Annotated in this window: 16 protein-coding genes and 1 tRNA gene; 7 read left to right on the top strand and 10 right to left on the bottom strand. The window is 70.5% G+C overall.

Annotated features, from left to right (window positions below; translation table 11 throughout):
- Positions 1 to 4 precede the first annotated feature (4 nt).
- Positions 5 to 592, bottom strand: a complete 588-nt coding sequence (locus tag Pth03_RS25040; RefSeq protein WP_203946824.1) for an NADPH-dependent FMN reductase — start codon at positions 590 to 592, stop codon at positions 5 to 7.
- A gap of 130 nt (positions 593 to 722) precedes the next feature.
- Here Pth03_RS25040 and Pth03_RS25035 point away from each other — a divergent pair, with 130 nt between their 5' ends.
- The 3 genes from Pth03_RS25035 (at position 723) to Pth03_RS25025 (ending at position 2835) form a co-directional block, all read left to right on the top strand.
- Positions 723 to 1199 carry a DnaJ family domain-containing protein gene (locus Pth03_RS25035; RefSeq protein ID WP_203946823.1) on the top strand — a complete coding sequence of 159 codons (477 nt, stop codon included), beginning with the start codon at positions 723 to 725 and terminating at the stop codon, positions 1197 to 1199.
- A 68-nt stretch (positions 1200 to 1267) separates the two neighbouring features.
- Positions 1268 to 2251, top strand: coding sequence for a hypothetical protein (locus tag Pth03_RS25030; protein ID WP_203946822.1), 984 nt, complete (start codon positions 1268 to 1270; stop codon positions 2249 to 2251).
- 53 nt (positions 2252 to 2304) lie between these two features.
- The gene (locus tag Pth03_RS25025; protein ID WP_239119340.1) at positions 2305 to 2835 is read left to right on the top strand and encodes a kinase; all 531 of its coding nucleotides are present in this window, start codon (positions 2305 to 2307) and stop codon (positions 2833 to 2835) included.
- A gap of 189 nt (positions 2836 to 3024) precedes the next feature.
- Here the strand turns inward: Pth03_RS25025 and Pth03_RS25020 are convergent.
- A tRNA-Lys gene (locus Pth03_RS25020) sits at positions 3025 to 3098 on the bottom strand.
- An 84-nt stretch (positions 3099 to 3182) separates the two neighbouring features.
- Between Pth03_RS25020 and Pth03_RS25015 the strand changes: the two genes are divergently transcribed.
- Both Pth03_RS25015 and Pth03_RS25010 read left to right on the top strand, forming a co-directional pair.
- Positions 3183 to 4031, top strand: a complete 849-nt coding sequence (locus tag Pth03_RS25015) for an AAA family ATPase (protein ID WP_203946821.1) — start codon at positions 3183 to 3185, stop codon at positions 4029 to 4031.
- Positions 4028 to 5398, top strand: a complete 1371-nt coding sequence (locus tag Pth03_RS25010; RefSeq protein ID WP_203946820.1) for a vWA domain-containing protein — start codon at positions 4028 to 4030, stop codon at positions 5396 to 5398. Before Pth03_RS25015 ends, Pth03_RS25010 begins: the two co-directional genes overlap by 4 nt.
- A gap of 53 nt (positions 5399 to 5451) precedes the next feature.
- Here Pth03_RS25010 and Pth03_RS25005 read toward each other — a convergent pair whose 3' ends face one another.
- The gene (locus Pth03_RS25005) at positions 5452 to 6222 is read right to left on the bottom strand and encodes a nuclease-related domain-containing protein (RefSeq protein WP_203946819.1); all 771 of its coding nucleotides are present in this window, start codon (positions 6220 to 6222) and stop codon (positions 5452 to 5454) included.
- A gap of 181 nt (positions 6223 to 6403) precedes the next feature.
- On the opposite strand from Pth03_RS25005, the gene Pth03_RS25000 reads away from it, so the two are divergent.
- Entirely contained in the window at positions 6404 to 7015 is a 612-nt protein-coding gene (locus tag Pth03_RS25000) for a TetR/AcrR family transcriptional regulator (protein ID WP_203946818.1), read from the top strand.
- Here Pth03_RS25000 and Pth03_RS24995 read toward each other — a convergent pair.
- From Pth03_RS24995 to Pth03_RS24975, 5 genes are all read right to left on the bottom strand, one after another.
- Complete coding sequence (locus Pth03_RS24995) at positions 6978 to 8123, bottom strand: acyl-CoA dehydrogenase family protein (RefSeq protein WP_203946817.1); 1146 nt, start codon at positions 8121 to 8123, stop codon at positions 6978 to 6980. The genes Pth03_RS25000 and Pth03_RS24995 overlap by 38 nt on opposite strands.
- Positions 8120 to 9292 carry an acyl-CoA dehydrogenase family protein gene (locus Pth03_RS24990; protein ID WP_373318593.1) on the bottom strand — a complete coding sequence of 391 codons (1173 nt, stop codon included), beginning with the start codon at positions 9290 to 9292 and terminating at the stop codon, positions 8120 to 8122. Before Pth03_RS24990 ends, Pth03_RS24995 begins: the two co-directional genes overlap by 4 nt.
- Positions 9293 to 9335: 43 nt before the next feature.
- A complete protein-coding gene (locus Pth03_RS24985; protein WP_203946816.1) occupies positions 9336 to 10541 on the bottom strand; it encodes an acyl-CoA dehydrogenase family protein in 1206 nt (401 codons plus the stop codon).
- Entirely contained in the window at positions 10542 to 11540 is a 999-nt protein-coding gene (locus tag Pth03_RS24980; RefSeq protein ID WP_239119339.1) for a phosphotransferase family protein, read from the bottom strand.
- Positions 11541 to 11609: 69 nt separating this feature from the next.
- Complete coding sequence (locus Pth03_RS24975) at positions 11610 to 12173, bottom strand: TetR/AcrR family transcriptional regulator (RefSeq protein WP_203946815.1); 564 nt, start codon at positions 12171 to 12173, stop codon at positions 11610 to 11612.
- Between the two features lie 79 nt (positions 12174 to 12252).
- Between Pth03_RS24975 and Pth03_RS24970 the strand changes: the two genes are divergently transcribed.
- Entirely contained in the window at positions 12253 to 13386 is a 1134-nt protein-coding gene (locus Pth03_RS24970) for an FAD-dependent oxidoreductase (RefSeq protein ID WP_203946814.1), read from the top strand.
- Positions 13387 to 13393: 7 nt separating this feature from the next.
- Here Pth03_RS24970 and Pth03_RS24965 read toward each other — a convergent pair whose 3' ends face one another.
- The gene (locus Pth03_RS24965; protein ID WP_203946813.1) at positions 13394 to 14269 is read right to left on the bottom strand and encodes a DMT family transporter; all 876 of its coding nucleotides are present in this window, start codon (positions 14267 to 14269) and stop codon (positions 13394 to 13396) included.
- A 105-nt stretch (positions 14270 to 14374) separates the two neighbouring features.
- Complete coding sequence (locus Pth03_RS24960) at positions 14375 to 14734, bottom strand: VOC family protein (RefSeq protein WP_203946812.1); 360 nt, start codon at positions 14732 to 14734, stop codon at positions 14375 to 14377.
- Positions 14735 to 14765: the final 31 nt, after the last annotated feature.

The raw sequence follows: 14765 nt of genomic DNA, 5'->3' as shown, positions 1-14765 counted from the left end.
CGGGTTACGCGACGTACGGCCTGGCCGCGCGGGCGGCCCGGAGCGCGAGCCCCCACCAGACGAGCTGGTCGAGCATCGCCGTGCTCGCCCGCTCCTGCTCGTCGGTGCCGCGCGGCCTGCCGCCGCCGTCGACGCCGTCGCCGAGCAGGTTGAAGCCGACGCTGTCGCGCATGGTCACGACGTGCAGCTCGGTGAAGACCGCGCGCAGCTGCTCGATCGCGTAGACGCCCTCCGACCCGCAGCCGTAGGACACGAAGCCCGCAGGCTTGGCCCGCCACTCGTCGTAGGCGTAGTCGATCGCCTGCTTGAGCGACGCGGGAAAGCTGCGGGTGTACTCAGGGGTTACCACGACGAAGGCGTCGGCCCGGGCTATCTCGGCCGTGAACCGCCGCATCTGGCATGTCGCCTCGTGCGGATATCGGTCGGGGAAGCTGAAATCGGCCAGGTCGACGACCTGGAGGGCGATGTCGCCTCGCCCCCGCGCGTGCTCCACGAACCAGCCTCCGATCGCGCCGCCGACGCGGCCTTCCCGGGTGCTCCCGATGATCATGGCCACGCGCAGCGGGGGCACGGCATCCGTAGTGGTCCACATGACGCCCCTCCCTGTCATCCGTCGTCACCCAAGAGGCGCGAGATCGCGTACGGCACCCGCTAGATCGGATCTAGCGGGCGCCTGTTTATGCTCGAAAGGTCAACCTGTCCGGCGCGCGGAAGGTGAGCCCGTGACGGAGCGCAAGCCACCCGGAGTCGGTTTCGAGACGTGGGGCGACCGCCAGATCCGCGAGGCCGCCGAGCGCGGGGCGTTCGACGATCTGCCGGGCGCGGGAAAGCCCCTGCCCGACCAGGGCAAGCCGTACGACGAGATGTGGTGGATCAAGCAGAAACTGCGGGACGAGAACCTGTCCTTTCCTCTGCCCGGGACACTCGCCCTGCGCAAGGAGGCGGAGGAGGCCCGTGCCGAGGCGGTCGGCGCCAGGACCGAGGCCGAGGCTCGGCGAATCGTCGCCGAGATCAACGAGAAGATCTCCGCCGGGATCAGATCGGCCCTGTCGGGACCACCGGTGACACTCATTCCGCTCGACGTCGAGGAGGTCGTCGGCGAGTGGCGTGAACGCCACCCGGCCCCGGCCGCCACCGTCTCCTCTCCCCCGCCGCCCGCTCCCACGAGACGTTCCTGGTTCAGGCGGCGCCGGCCCTGATATCTGCCGACAAATAGCGGCGTATTTCCGTCGACCGGGACATTTCGGATTCGGCATAATTTCCGGCCATGGTGATCCAAAACCGCCGGGAAGCGGTGCAAGGGTGGTGGCGCCTCGACCGCCGTACCCGCCGCGAACTGCTGCACAGCCGGACGCCTCACCCCGACCCATGGGTGAGGACCGTCGCCGCCGCGTACGCCGAGTCCAGGCTGGGCATGGCGGCGAGGCTGGGCCGTACGGCAGTGGCGATTTTGTGGACCATGCTCGTGCTGGTGGTGACGACCGTGGCGGCGATCGTCATCAAGGCCGAGTCCGGCTCCACGATCGGATTCACCCTGCTTCCCGTGATCCTTTTGGCGTACATAGCCGGGTATGTCTGGCACCTCATGCGACGTCAGCTCGCGTTCATCCGTATGAAGAACCTCAACAGCCCCGGCGTGGCCGCCCCGCCGCCTCCCGTATCAGACGGCGCATCGCACGCGCGGGAACCGCTGATCGTCCGGTATGACTTCAAGGCCATGCGCGGCAGCTGGGCGCTGGCCGCCGCACTCGTGATCGGCGTGCCCGCCCTGGCCCTCGCGACCGGGCGGCCCTCCGTCTACATCCCCATGATCGTCGCCATGGCCCTGGGAGCGGCCTTCATCGTGGCCGCCACGCTGCGTGTGGTGCGCCGGAGGAAGACGCCCGTCCTCGTGCTCGACTCCACCGGAGTCTCGCTGCCGCATTATGACTTCACCGTGCCGTGGCAGCGGATCACCGGGGTGCGCGTGCTGCCCATGCCGGGAAGGGCCGGCGCGCGTGGACCGCACCGTGTGGTCGTCTTCGTCCCCTTCGACGGCGAGGAGATCGTGCGATCGGCTCCGCCCCGGCTCGCGCGAGCCCTGCGCCGCACGATGAGTTTCTACGGCTCGCCGATCGTGGTCATCGACAAGGGCCTGTCCGCCGCCGCGTCGGAGATCGTCAATGCTGCCGAGGCCCTGGGAGGAGTCCGCCCGGACGGGCCCCCGGCTCCGCCTGCACTGCCACACGCCGGCGAACAGAGGTCCGAGTAAAGGCCGCTCTGTTCACACCGGTACGGCTCGGCGCCACCGGTTAGGCTGACCCGGTGCTCGCGGAGACCCGGCTCATCGTCCTGAGGGGGAACTCCGGGTCGGGCAAGACGACCGTCGCCCGCACGCTGCGCGACGCCTACGGCCGGAGAGACATGGCCGTGGTCGGGCAGGACGTGGTGCGCCGCGACATCCTGCGGGAACGGGACGTCCCCGACGGCGTGAACATCGGCCTGATCGACACCATCACCCGCTACGCCCTGGAGCACGGCCATCACGTCGTCCTCGAGGGCATTCTCAGCGCCGGCCGATACGGGCCGATGCTGGCGGCGCTCCGAAGCGACTACCCGGAGCGGTGTGACTTCTTCTACCTCGACATACCTTTCGAGGAGACGGTCCGCCGCCATGCCACCCGGCCCCAGAGTTCACAGTTCGGTGTGGACATGATGCGGGAGTGGTATCGCGAGCGGGACCTGCTGCCGGAAGGCCGCGAAACGGTCATCGGCCAGGACAGCACGCTCGAGGCGACGGTGCGCACCATCCTGCTCACGACGGGACTTGCGGGAGAACCCGCCGAACCTCGCTGAACCGGCCAGATCTCGTGCATGATCACGATCGGCGTACGGCCAGGCCAGGCGGCATCTTGCCGAACTTCTGCATGATCACGATTGGTATTGCCGCAGGTAAGGCGCCACGATCGCGAACTTCTGCATGATCACGCCAAGAAATTGGGAAGCCCCAGGTCGAAATGTGTCGACGTGGGGCTTTGAGAAAAGTGCGCCGCCAGGGACTCGAACCCCGGACCCGCTGATTAAGAGTCAGCTGCTCTAACCAACTGAGCTAGCGGCGCAGAGCTCTTAGAGATTATCGCAATGCCCAGACCAGTCCAAACCGGATAACCTAGAACAACATTCGGTCGACGCTGGGAGCGCAGATGTGGTTCGCCTCGCCTGACGAGGTCCGGGAGCGGCTCAGCGCCGTGGACTACCTTGCCGACGACGCCGTCGCCACGTCGGTCTTCCTGGCGGGCGCGCTCGGCAAGCCGCTCCTCACCGAGGGCCCGGCCGGGGTCGGCAAGACCCAGCTCGCCAAGGCGGTCGCGCAGGCCACGGGCGCCCGGTTGATCCGGCTGCAGTGCTACGAGGGCCTCGACGAGGCCCGGGCCCTCTATGAGTGGAACTACAAGAAGCAGCTCCTGCGCATCCAGGCCGACGACGACGCCTGGGACGACATCTTCTCCGAGGAGTTCCTGCTCGAACGCCCCCTGCTGAAGGCGATCAGAAGCGAGGAGCCCACCGTGCTGCTCATCGACGAGACCGACAAGGCCGACGTCGAGGTCGAGGGGCTGCTCCTGGAGATCCTCTCCGACTACCAGATCACGATCCCCGAGCTCGGCACGATCTCCGCGGCGCGCCGGCCGTACGTCGTGCTGACCTCGAACGCGACCCGCGAGCTGTCGGAGGCGCTCAAGCGGCGCTGCCTCTACCTGCACCTCGGCTACCCCACGCCGGAGCGGGAGCGCGACATCGTGCTCGCCCAGGTGCCCGGCCTGCCCGCGGCCGTCGCCGAGCAGCTCGCCCGCACGGTCGCCACGCTGCGCGAGCTGGAGCTGAAGAAGTCGCCGTCGATCGCCGAGACGATCGACTGGGCCCGCACCCTGCTCGCGCTCGGCCGTACCGACCTGGACGAGGCGGTCGTCGGGCAGACGCTCGGCGTGGTGCTCAAACACAACTCCGACCAGGTCAGGGCCGCCAAGGAGCTCGGCCTCGCGGCGCGCCCGTGAGCGGGCTGGCCGACCGGCATGTCGGCTTCGTACGGGCGCTGCGCGAGGCGGGGCTGCCGGTGTCCCCGGCCGAGAACGTGGACGCGGCGGCCGCGCTCACGGTGATCGACCTCGCCGAGCGGGAGACGCTCCGCGAGGCGTACGCGGCCACGCTGGTCAAACGGCCGGCTCATCGACCCGCGTTCGACACGTTCTTCGACCTGTGGTTCCCGCCCGTCATCTCCGGCCCGTACGGCGAGGAGCCGCCACGGACCGGCGACCTCGACCACGCCGGCGTTCCCGAGCTGCGTGAACGGCTGGCCGATCTGCTGATGGGCGAGCCGGGCGAGCCGGGCGACCCCGCGTTGCGGGAGTTCGCCCGGGCCATGGTGGGTCGGTTCGGCCGGGTGCCGGCGGCGGCCGGACGCCAGTCGTGGTTCTCCTTCGCGGTGCTGCGCGCCCTGTCGCCCGAGACGCTGACCGCCCGGCTGCTCGGCCGGATGCTGGAAGAACGCGGCGGCCTTCCCGAGAAGATCGCCCGCCAGAAGATCAGCCGAAATATCGCCAAATTTCAGGATGAGGTGGCCGCCGACGTCCGGCGGCGCATCGCCGAGGAATCGGGCGTCGAGAAGATCGCACGCTCGACGGTCAAGCCGCCCATCGACCAGGTCGACTTCCTCCGGGTGACGAAGGCCGAGCTGGCTCAGCTGCGCCGCGAGGTCTACCCGCTGGCCCGCAGGCTGGCCGCCCGGCTCACGATCAGGCAGCGGCTGGGGCACCGGGGCCGGCTCGACTTCCGGCGCACGGTCAGGGCGTCGTTGCCGACGGGCGGCGTACCGCTGGAGACCCGCCTGCGGCCGAAGCGCCCGCACAAGCCCGAGCTGGTGGTGCTTTGCGACGCGAGCGACTCGGTCTCCACGTTCTCCCATTTCACGCTTCTGCTGACCTTCGCGCTTCGGGAGCAGTTCACCAAGGTCAGGGCGTTCGCGTTCGTCGACACGGTGGACGAGATCACCACGATGTTCGCCCCGGGCGCCGACGTGCTCGACGCGATCTCCCGGATGGCGCAGGACGCCGACATCAGCCGCTTCGGCCGCACCGACTACGGCCGCGTCTTCGAGATGTTCGCCGAGCGGTACGGCGACGCCGTGGGGCCCAAGACGTCGCTGCTGATCCTCGGCGACGCCCGGTCCAACTACCAGCCGCCCGCGCTGGACACGCTCCGGCGGCTCGCGGCGCAGGCTCGGCACGCCTACTGGCTCAATCCGGAGCCCCACGGGCAGTGGGACACCGGCGACTCGGTCGCGACCGGCTACGGCGCCGTGGTCGCGATGCGCGAGTGCCGCAACGTCGCGCAACTCGCCGCGTTCATCCAGGACCTGGCCTGAGTCTGGGATCGACACCCTTCGCCTGAGTCGATTCCCTGGTCAGGCGGTCGCGGTCACATCATGCGGCGCAGGATGCGCGCGGCGGTCCGCGACAGCAGTTCGGTCTGCTCCGGGGTCAGCTCGGCGGTGGGGTTCGACCTGATCCATCCGGCGATCCTGCGGGGGTAGGCCACGCTCAGGCCCTCTCCCGTGATCGTCCCGCCGCGGACCGCGATCTTGCCGCCGTGCAGTGCGAGCACGGGCACGATCGCGATCGGGATGCCCGTCTCCCGGCTCAGCACCTCGGCCATCGACCCGGCGGCCCCGATGAGCCCCTTGGCCACCGACGTGCCGAACTTCTCGTCGAAGAACAGGCGCTCGCCGTACCTCGCGACGAGCGTGTCCGGCGCCCACGCCTCGTTGTCGACGATCCAGACGCCGCCGGGCCCGATGACGAGGTGGTCGATCGAGGCCTCGCCTGGTACGGCACGGCCGTTCATGACGTGGTAGCCGTGCTTGCGCAGGCCTCGGCGCAGGAGGCGACCGGTCTGCACCTCGCCGCGGCGTTTGCCCCGCCAGACTGCGGTGCGCTCGTGCAGCCGCCAGGCGATGAAGAGGTCGACGAGGGCCGCCCCTCCGCCGAGCAGCACGCCGACGGCGAAGGGATTGCCCATCCCGGCGCGGTAGGCGATGACGTTGCCGGCGATGAATCCCGCCGCCGCGATGGCGGCGCGGACGCGGAGCCGGTTCTTCCGCCCGGCGAACCAGAAGGTCTCGTACAGGTTCTGGGGTGACGCCCCTTTGAACTTTTCGTCCTGGGGCACGTAGATCGAGCCATTGGGCATGGCAAACTCCCCCACGGTAGGCAGACGACTGTCTCAGGGATACCCAAGTAGGAACCCCAGCTCTCCTCAGGACAGGAAATTAGCCCATGCCCGGCCCCCGGGGGACGTACCCCGCGCGCGGCGGATTGGACCGACCAGTCGGTACGCTTGTGCCCGGGCACGCACAAACAAGGAGGACCCGATGGCGCGCAGCGGAGCCGCCGTGGAGGAGCCGGTGCGCCGGCGCCTGCTCGCCGAGGCCACCCGGCTTTTCGCCGAGCGGGGATTCGAGAGCACGTCGGTCCAGGAGATCGTCGCGGCGGCCGGCGTCACCAAAGGGGCCATGTACCACTATTTCGGCTCGAAAGATGATCTGCTGCACGAGATCTACGGTCGCGTGCTCCGCATGCAGATGGAACGGCTGACCCGGTTCGCCGACGCCGAAGGCCCCGTGACCGAACGGCTTCACGCCACCGCGATGGACGTGGTCGTCACCACGATCGACAACCTGGACGATTCGAAGATCTTCTTCCGGTCGATGCACCAGCTCGCCCCCGAGACGTACAAGACGGTCCGCGCCGAGCGCCGCCGCTACCACGAGCGGTTCCGCGACCTGGTGGTCGAGGGACAGCAGGCCGGGGTGTTCCGCGACGACATCCCGGCCGAGATGGTGGTCGACTACTTCTTCGGATCCGTCCACCATCTCGGCACGTGGTACAGCCCGGACGGCCCGCTGACCGGCCAGGACGTCGGCCGGCACTTCGCCGACCTCCTGCTCAGCTCTCTGGAGCCGGCAGGTCGGCCAGCCAGGTGAGCGCCTCGCGGTGGTCGCCCGGGGTGCCGAGCGCGATCTCGTCGGCCTTCGCGCGCTTGAGGTAGAGATGCGCGGGATGCTCCCAGGTCATCCCGATCCCCCCGTGGAGCTGGACGCATTCCTCCGCCGCGTGCACGGCAGCGGTCCCGCAGTATGCCTGCGCCACCGCGACGGCGACGCCCGCGTCCGCACCGGCCCCCAGCAGGGCGGCGGCGTTGCGCGCGGCGGCCCTGGCGCCCACCAGCTCCAGCCAGAGGTCGGCGAGGCGGTGCTTGATCGCCTGGAACGACCCCACGGGCCGGGCGAACTGCTTGCGCTCCTTGACGTACGACACGGTCGTCGTCAGGCACCACTCAGCGACGCCGAGCTGCTCGGAGGCCAGCAGTCCCGCCGCGAGCAACAGGGCGTCGCGCACACCCGCCGACGTCCCGGCGCGCCGCGCGGGCGCGCCCGCGAACGACACCGTCGCGATGGGCCGGGTCAGATCGAGGGAGCCGACGCCCTTGACGCGCGCGTGCGCGGCCTCCACCACACACAACACCGGCTCGCCCCCCTCCTGCGCGCTCTCGTCGACGGCGGGCACGACGAGCACGTCGGCGACCTCGGCGCCGACCACCCCGGTCACCCTGCCGGTGAGCGTGCCGTCCCGCCCGAGCGTGACCGCCGGGCGCAGCGACAGGTACAGCGGCACGTACGGCGAGGCCGCGAACGACACGGCCAGGGCGGCGGTGGTCTCCCCCGACGCCAGGCGCTCCAGGAGGTCCCCGGCCTCCTCCCCCGCTCCCAGCAACGCCCGCGTGGCCAGGACGGCGCTGCTGAGGAACGGCACGGGCGCCACGGCGCGGCCGAGCTCCTCCATCACGACCGCGGCCTCCCGCGCCGACGCGCCGGCGCCGCCCAGGCTCTCGGGCACCAGGAGCCCGGCCACGCCGATGTCGCGCGCCAGCGTCTTCCACAGGTCCATGTCGTACGGCACGTCCCCGCCCGAGGCGGCCTCGGCCCGGGCCAGCACGGCCGAGGGCGGGCACTTGTCGGCCAGCAGGCCGCGCACGGCCGAGCGCAGCTCCTCTTCGACCTCGCTGTACAGCAGGCTCGCCGGCTCGCTCATCGGGGCAGGTCCTTCCATGCGACGTCCTTGTCGGCGCGGGGCTCGGCCGGAAGCCCGAGGACGCGTTCGGCGATGATGTTGCGGAGGATCTCCGAGGTTCCGCCCTCGATGGAGTTCCCCTTGGCCCGCAGGTAGCGGTAACCGGCCTCACGGCCCATGAAGTCGACCGTCTCGGGCCGCCGGAACGTCCAGTCGTCGTAGGCCAGGCCGTCCTCGCGCAGCATCTCGACCTCCAGGCCGGACAGCTCCTGGTGAAGGCGGGCGAAGGCGAGCTTGGCGGCCGACCCCTCGGGGCCGGGGTGACCTGCCGCGAGCTGCTCGCGCAGCCGTACGGCGGTGAGCCGCATGACCTCGGCGTCGACCCAGAGTTTCAGCAGCCGCTGGTGCAGGGAGTGGGTGCGCAGCTCCGGACGGGACCGCCAGGTGTCGCTCACTATGCCGATCATGGTCCGCCTCATGGGCGCGCCGCCGATGGCCACCCGCTCGTTCATGAGCGTGGTCTGGGCGACCCTCCAGCCGTCGCCGACCTCGCCGAGCCGCAACGCGTCGGGCAGCCGCACGCCGGTGAGGAAGACCTCGTTGAACTCGGCTTCACCGGTGATCTGGCGCAGCGGGCGCACCTCGACGCCGGGGGCCTCCATGTCGCACACGAAGTAGGTGAGCCCGCGATGCTTGGGCACGTCCGGGTCGGTGCGGGCCACGAGGATCGCCCAGCGGGCGTGGTGCGCGCTCGACGTCCAGACCTTCTGGCCGTCGACCACCCACTCGTCGCCCTCCCTGACCGCCCGGGTGGCGAGCGTGGCCAGGTCGGATCCGGCGCCCGGCTCGCTGAAGAGCTGGCACCACACCTCCTCGCCCGTCCACAGCGGCCGCAGGAATCGTTTCCTCTGCTCCTCGGTGCCGAATGCGAGGATCGTCGGCGCGGCCATTCCGAGGCCGATCCCGATCCGGCCGGGGGCGTTGTCCGGCGTGTGCCTGAGCCCGCGCTCGACGACGGCCTGCAGGTCGCGGGACGCGCCGAGACCGCCGAGGCCTTCCGGGAAGTGCACCCAGGCGAGCCCGGCGTCGAAGCGCGCCCGCAGGAAGTCGAGCCGGTCCATCCGTGCCGGGTCGTGCTCGGCGAGGAACGCCTGAACACGCTCGCCGACCGCCGCCGCATCCAATGCCACGAAATATCACCTCAAATGGTTTGGGCCTGCCGTACGAGCCGCGTCAGTCCATGTACTTCTTGAGCTCGCGATAGGCGAGGGACCGCTTGTGCACCTCGTCGGGGCCGTCGGCGAACCTGAGGCTGCGCACGCCCGCCCACGCCGCGGCGAGCGGGAAGTCCTGGCTGAGGCCGCCCGCGCCGTGCACCTGGATGGCCTTGTCGAGGATCCACTCGACGGCGGCAGGCGTGGCGATCTTGATGGCCTGGATCTCGGTGTGCGCGCCGCGGTTGCCGACGGTGTCCATGAGCCAGGCCGTCTTGAGCACCAGGAGGCGCAGTTGCTCGATGCGCACGCGGGATTCGGCGATCCAGTCCTGCACCACGCCCTGCTGGGCGATGGTCTTGCCGAACGCGCTGCGCGACAACGCGCGCCGGCACATCAGCTCGACCGCGCGCTCGGCCGCGCCGATGAGGCGCATGCAGTGGTGGATGCGGCCGGGCCCGAGCCGCGCCTGGGCGATGGCGAAGCCGCCGCCCTGCTCGCCGATCAGATGGTCGGCCGGAACCCGCACGTCCTCGAAGACGATCTCCGCATGGCCGCCGTGGCTCGCGTCGTCGTAGCCGAAGACCGTCATGCCGCGCTTGATCGTCAGGCCGGGCGTGTCCCGCGGCACGAGGATCATGCTCTGCCGGCGATGCGCCGGGGCGTCGGGATCGGTCTTCCCCATGACGATGAGGATCTTGCAATCGGGATTCATCGCGCCGGTGATGAACCACTTGCGCCCGTTGAGAACGTATTCCCCGCCGTCCCTGACGATGGACGTCGAGATGTTCGTCGCGTCGGAGGAGGCGACGTCGGGCTCGGTCATCGCGAACGCCGACCTGATCTCGCCGTTCAGCAGGGGCTCGAGGTATTGCTTGCGCTGCCATTCGCTGCCGAACTGCGCGAGCAGCTCCATGTTGCCGGTGTCGGGGGCGGCGCAGTTGGTCGCGGCGGCGGCGATGCCCGGCGACCTGCCCATGATCTCGGCGAGGGGCGCGTACTGCAGGTTGGTGAGCCCCGCCCCCTCCTCCCCCGGCAGGAAGAGGTTCCACAGGCCGCGCTCGCGCGCCTGCGCCTTGAGATCCTCCAGAATCGGCGGGGGGCTCCAGCCGCTCGTAGCGGCCTGCTCCCCGTAGGCCCGCTCGGCGGGGTAGACGCACTCGTCCATGAACGCCAGCAGCCTGGCCCGCAGCTCGGCCGTGGTGTCGTCGAACGCGAAATTCATCTAAACCTCCATGAGACCGCGGGCGACCAGCGGGGCGACCTGCTCGCCGACCTCGGCGAACCCGTCCCCGACCGTGAGCCCCTGGGTGAAACGGAAGTGGATGCCCTCGGCGATGACGGCGAGCTTGAAGCACGCCAGGCCGACGTACCAGCCCAGGCGCGAGATGTCGCGGCCGGACGCCTGCGCGTAGCGCGCCGCCAGGTCGGCGGTGTCGAGCGGCTCGCCCGCCGCGTCGTTGTCGAGCTGGTTGAAGTCGGCGTAGAGGAGGAAGAGGGCCAGGTCGGTGAGCGGGTCGCCGAGCGTGGACATCTCCCAGTCGAGCACCGCCTTGACCTCGCCGCCGGATACGAGGGTGTTGCCGAACTTGAAGTCGCCGTGCACGATCGCGGGCTCGCCCGACTCGGGGATCGATTGCGACAGCCGGGCGAACAGGTCGTCGATACCGGGGATGTCACGGCTGCGTGAGGCGTCGAGTTGCCGCTTCCAGCGGCTCACCTGGCGCTCGATGAAGCCCGCCGGCCTGCCGAAGTCGCCCAGCCCGACGCTCTCCGGGGAGATGGAGTGCAGCGCGGCGAGCACGTCGACGAGCCGGTGGGCGAGGTCGGAGGTGACCGGAGGCTGCCCGCCCTCGACGTGTTCCATGACGTAGAACGGGGCGCCGACCACCTCGGGGTCCTGACAGAGGTGGAAGGTGCGCGGAACCGGAACAGGAGTGTCCTGAAGCGCGCTCATCACCCGGAACTCGCGTCCCATGTCGTGAGCGGTCGCCAGCACGTGCCCGAGCGGCGGTCTACGCACGACGAACGTCGCATCGCCGTCCCGCACCACGTAGGTGAGGTTGGACTTCCCCCCGACGATCATCTCGGCGGTGAGCGGCCCGCGGGCGAGCCCGTGAAGCCTCAGATGGCCGGCGAGCCGGTCGAGGTCGAGCCCCGGGAGGCCGCCCGTCCCCGGGGGATCACCGGCCCCTGACGGATGGTTCGCCTCTGAGTCACTCACGCCAGAAGCGTACCGACCAGCCGGTATGCATGTCGAACCCCCCTCCCCGCGATCATGCACACGAAGGCGTCAGCGCAGGCAGCCGGCGATGAAATCGGCGAACGCGGCACGCAACTCGGCGGGCGACGGCGTCTCCCCCGCCCCCACCACGGCGTAGAACAGCAGGCCCTCGGCGAAGGCCACCAGCCGGTGGCCGTGCCGTACGGGATCGGGGGAACCGGCGGCGGCCATCAGCGCGATCGCGGGCTCACGGAACCCGCGGCCGATCTCGTCGTAGACCGCACGCAGCTCGGGCCGCCGGATCGCCTCCAGCGCCAGCTCGTAGCGCGCCACCGTAGCGCTCCGGCCGGCCGACAGGGCGTGGTGGACCGCCTGCGCGAGCAGTCCCGCGAGGTCGGCCGGGCTCACGGAGACGCCGGGGGCGAATGCGGAGAACACGGCCGCCTCGCGCTCGGCCAGCCGGTTGAGGGTCAGCTCCAGCAGCGCGGAGCGGGTGCGGGCGTGGTTGGACGTGGACCCCTGAGGCAGCCCAGCCGCCTCGTCGACGGCGCGATGGGTCAGCCCGCGCATGCCGCGCTCGGCCAGAATCTCGATGGCGGCGTCGGCGACGATCCCGGCCCTGTGAGTGATCACGATGCGAATACTACTCCCGTAGTGACAACCCAGGTCTGCAGAGGTACGGTCGAACTACAGATGTAGTAACGGAGGGATCATGGCACATGCGGTTGTGATCGGAGCGGGAATCGGCGGGCTGACGGCGGCCGTGGCCCTGGAACGGCGTGGATGGACGGTGACCGTCGTCGAGCAGGCGCCCTCGATCGAGCCGGTCGGCTCCGGGCTGGCCGTGGCACCCAACGCGCTGAAGGCACTCGACACGCTCGGCGCCGGCGACGAGGTGCGCACGCTGTCGGCGGTGCAGGGGGAGGCGGGTGTGCGCAGGCCCGGCGGGCGCTGGTTGTCCCGCACCAGCGCCGAGGAGGCGTGGGCCCGCTACGGCGACCCGACCGTGCTGCTGCTGCGCTCGGCTCTGGTCGACCTGCTCGCCGTACGGCTCTCGCCCGGCGCGCTGCGCGTGAACACCCGGGCGGAGGTGGTCGACCCGGACACCGGCAGGGTCGCCACGAACGCGGGAGTCATGGACGCCGACCTGGTCGTGGCGGCCGACGGCATCCGGTCGGCGACGAGGAAGGCGTTGTTCCCCGGCCACCCCGAGCCCGCGTACGCGGGGGTGACGAGCTGGCGCTTCGTCGTGCCCTTCGGCAGACGGGTGGGAGCCGGCGAGACCTGGGGGCGCGGCCTCGTGTTCGGCGTCATGCCGCTGGCCGGCGGTCAGGTGTACTGCTACGCCACCGCGGCCGTGCCCGCGGGAGGGAGGGCCGGCGACGAGGGCGCGGAGCTGGCGCGGCTGTTCGGCTCATGGCACGACCCGATCCCCGGCCTGCTCTCCGCCGTACGGGACGCCGGTCCGGGCGCGGTGTTGCGTCACGACCTCTACTCCATGGACGTGCCGCTGCCCGCCTACCACCGGGGCCGGGTGGCGCTGCTCGGCGACGCCGCCCACGCGATGACGCCCCATCTGGGCCAGGGCGCATGTCAGGCCATCGAGGACGCGGTCGTGCTGGCCCATCATGCGAGCGAAGGCACGCCGGCCTCCTACACGGCGGACCGGCTGGAGCGCACGACGCGGATCGTGCGCCGGTCGAGGGCGATCGGGCGGCTCACCCGCTGGGGCAACCCCCTCGCCGTCTCCGCTCGCGACGCGACGATGGCACTGGCGGGACGCCTCGGCCCCAACGTGGTCTTCCGCCAGTTCGACGACGTCTTCGGCTGGCGTCCCCCCGCGTGAGGGCCGGTCAGATCCGGGCGGTCTCGACCACGTCGGCGATCGTGTCGGGCACGGCGTCGCTCCGCGTATGGTCGGGGGTCATGCGCCCGAGCGTGATGGTGCCGCCGATCAGCACCGCCGCGGCCACGAGGGCGGGGATCACGTTGCCCGTGCCGATCGGCAGCGATTCCCCGAGGAGGAGCACGCCCGCCGCCACCGACGTGATCGGGTCCACCACCTGCACACCCGCGTAGGCGATGCCGAAATAGCCCACGGCGTACGACTTCTGCAGGAGGACGACGGCGCAGACCAGCAGCACCGGGATGGCCAGGGTGAACCAGGTGAGCAGGCGGGCCAGGTCGCCGCCCATCCCGCCGCCGACGACCCGGACGAAGGTGGAGACCGTCGCTGTGACCGAGCCCGCGCCGATCGACATCAGGAGCGCCTTGAACGCTCCCGACAGGCGGCGGGCCAGGGTGAAGCTGACCGCGACGACCAGCGCGATCGTGCCGATCAGCCCGAGGGCGGCGGCGTTCGAGAGCACCGGCGTCACGTTGCGCGCCGGGACCAGCAGCATCAGCCCGAGCAGGCCGGCCGCGACCGCGATCGAGCCGATGATCTCCGCCCTACGCGGGCGCCTGCCGCGGAGGAAGGCCGCGAGCGGTACGGCGAAGACCAGCGTGGCCACGCTGACCGGCTGGACGATGACGAGCGGCGCGATGCTCAGTGCCAGGGCGTGCAGCGAGGCCCCGGCGAAGCCGACGATCCCACCGATCCACCAGCGTGGCCGCCTCACCAGCTTGAGCGTGGCTCCGGCACGCACCGCCTCGAGCTGTTGCAGAGCCGCGCCGAACGCGTAGCCGAATGCCCCGACGAGGGCGATCGAGATGCCCGTCAAGATCATGGGCGCCCGCCGAGGGGTCGCGAGTCGAAGGTCACCACGCAAGCTTAGGGACAAAGCCCGGCATCCCGGCCGCTTGATCGGCGACCGGGATCAGATCAGTCTGATTCACGACCTTTCCGGGCAGACACAAAAGAGATGACCTTCGGGGTCGGCGAGGACGACCCACCCGTCCCCAGGCTGATAGTCGGGCTTGCTCGCGCCGAGCTCGATGTACTCCTCCACCGCCGCGGCCACGTCGGGCACCCGGAAGTCGAGGTGGAACTGCTTGCCGGGGCCGGGCCACGCGGCCGGTTTCCGGTCGGGCACCCGCTGGAAGTAGACGCTGATCGTGCCGTCGCCGATTCCGGCGTACTCGTCCTCGGCGTACTGCACCTCGAAGCCGGTGACGGCCGAGTAGAACTCGGCCAGCTTCTTGGGCTCCGCACAGTCGAGGGTGACGGCGAGAAGTTTCGCTTTGGTGGTCATGCGGCCATCCTCCCGGCCATACCTGTCAACC

The sequence above is a fragment of the Planotetraspora thailandica genome, assembly GCF_016863335.1.
In the GTDB taxonomy this organism is placed as follows: domain Bacteria; phylum Actinomycetota; class Actinomycetes; order Streptosporangiales; family Streptosporangiaceae; genus Planotetraspora; species Planotetraspora thailandica.
This window is presented reverse-complemented; position numbering and strand designations above follow the sequence as displayed.

What these genes read in the sequence shown, in the direction of transcription:
- Pth03_RS24960 (WP_203946812.1), bottom strand. Translation starts at nt 14,734, where the DNA reads ATGACCACCAAAGCGAAACTTCTCGCCGTCACCCTCGACTGTGCGGAG.
- Pth03_RS24995 (WP_203946817.1), bottom strand. Translation starts at nt 8,123, where the DNA reads ATGAGCGAGCCGGCGAGCCTGCTGTACAGCGAGGTCGAAGAGGAGCTG.
- Pth03_RS25040 (WP_203946824.1), bottom strand. Translation starts at nt 592, where the DNA reads ATGTGGACCACTACGGATGCCGTGCCCCCGCTGCGCGTGGCCATGATC.
- Pth03_RS25005 (WP_203946819.1), bottom strand. Translation starts at nt 6,222, where the DNA reads ATGCCCAATGGCTCGATCTACGTGCCCCAGGACGAAAAGTTCAAAGGG.
- Pth03_RS25000 (WP_203946818.1), top strand. Translation starts at nt 6,404, where the DNA reads ATGGCGCGCAGCGGAGCCGCCGTGGAGGAGCCGGTGCGCCGGCGCCTG.
- Pth03_RS25030 (WP_203946822.1), top strand. Translation starts at nt 1,268, where the DNA reads ATGGTGATCCAAAACCGCCGGGAAGCGGTGCAAGGGTGGTGGCGCCTC.
- Pth03_RS24985 (WP_203946816.1), bottom strand. Translation starts at nt 10,541, where the DNA reads ATGAATTTCGCGTTCGACGACACCACGGCCGAGCTGCGGGCCAGGCTG.
- Pth03_RS25015 (WP_203946821.1), top strand. Translation starts at nt 3,183, where the DNA reads ATGTGGTTCGCCTCGCCTGACGAGGTCCGGGAGCGGCTCAGCGCCGTG.
- Pth03_RS24970 (WP_203946814.1), top strand. Translation starts at nt 12,253, where the DNA reads ATGGCACATGCGGTTGTGATCGGAGCGGGAATCGGCGGGCTGACGGCG.
- Pth03_RS24965 (WP_203946813.1), bottom strand. Translation starts at nt 14,269, where the DNA reads ATGATCTTGACGGGCATCTCGATCGCCCTCGTCGGGGCATTCGGCTAC.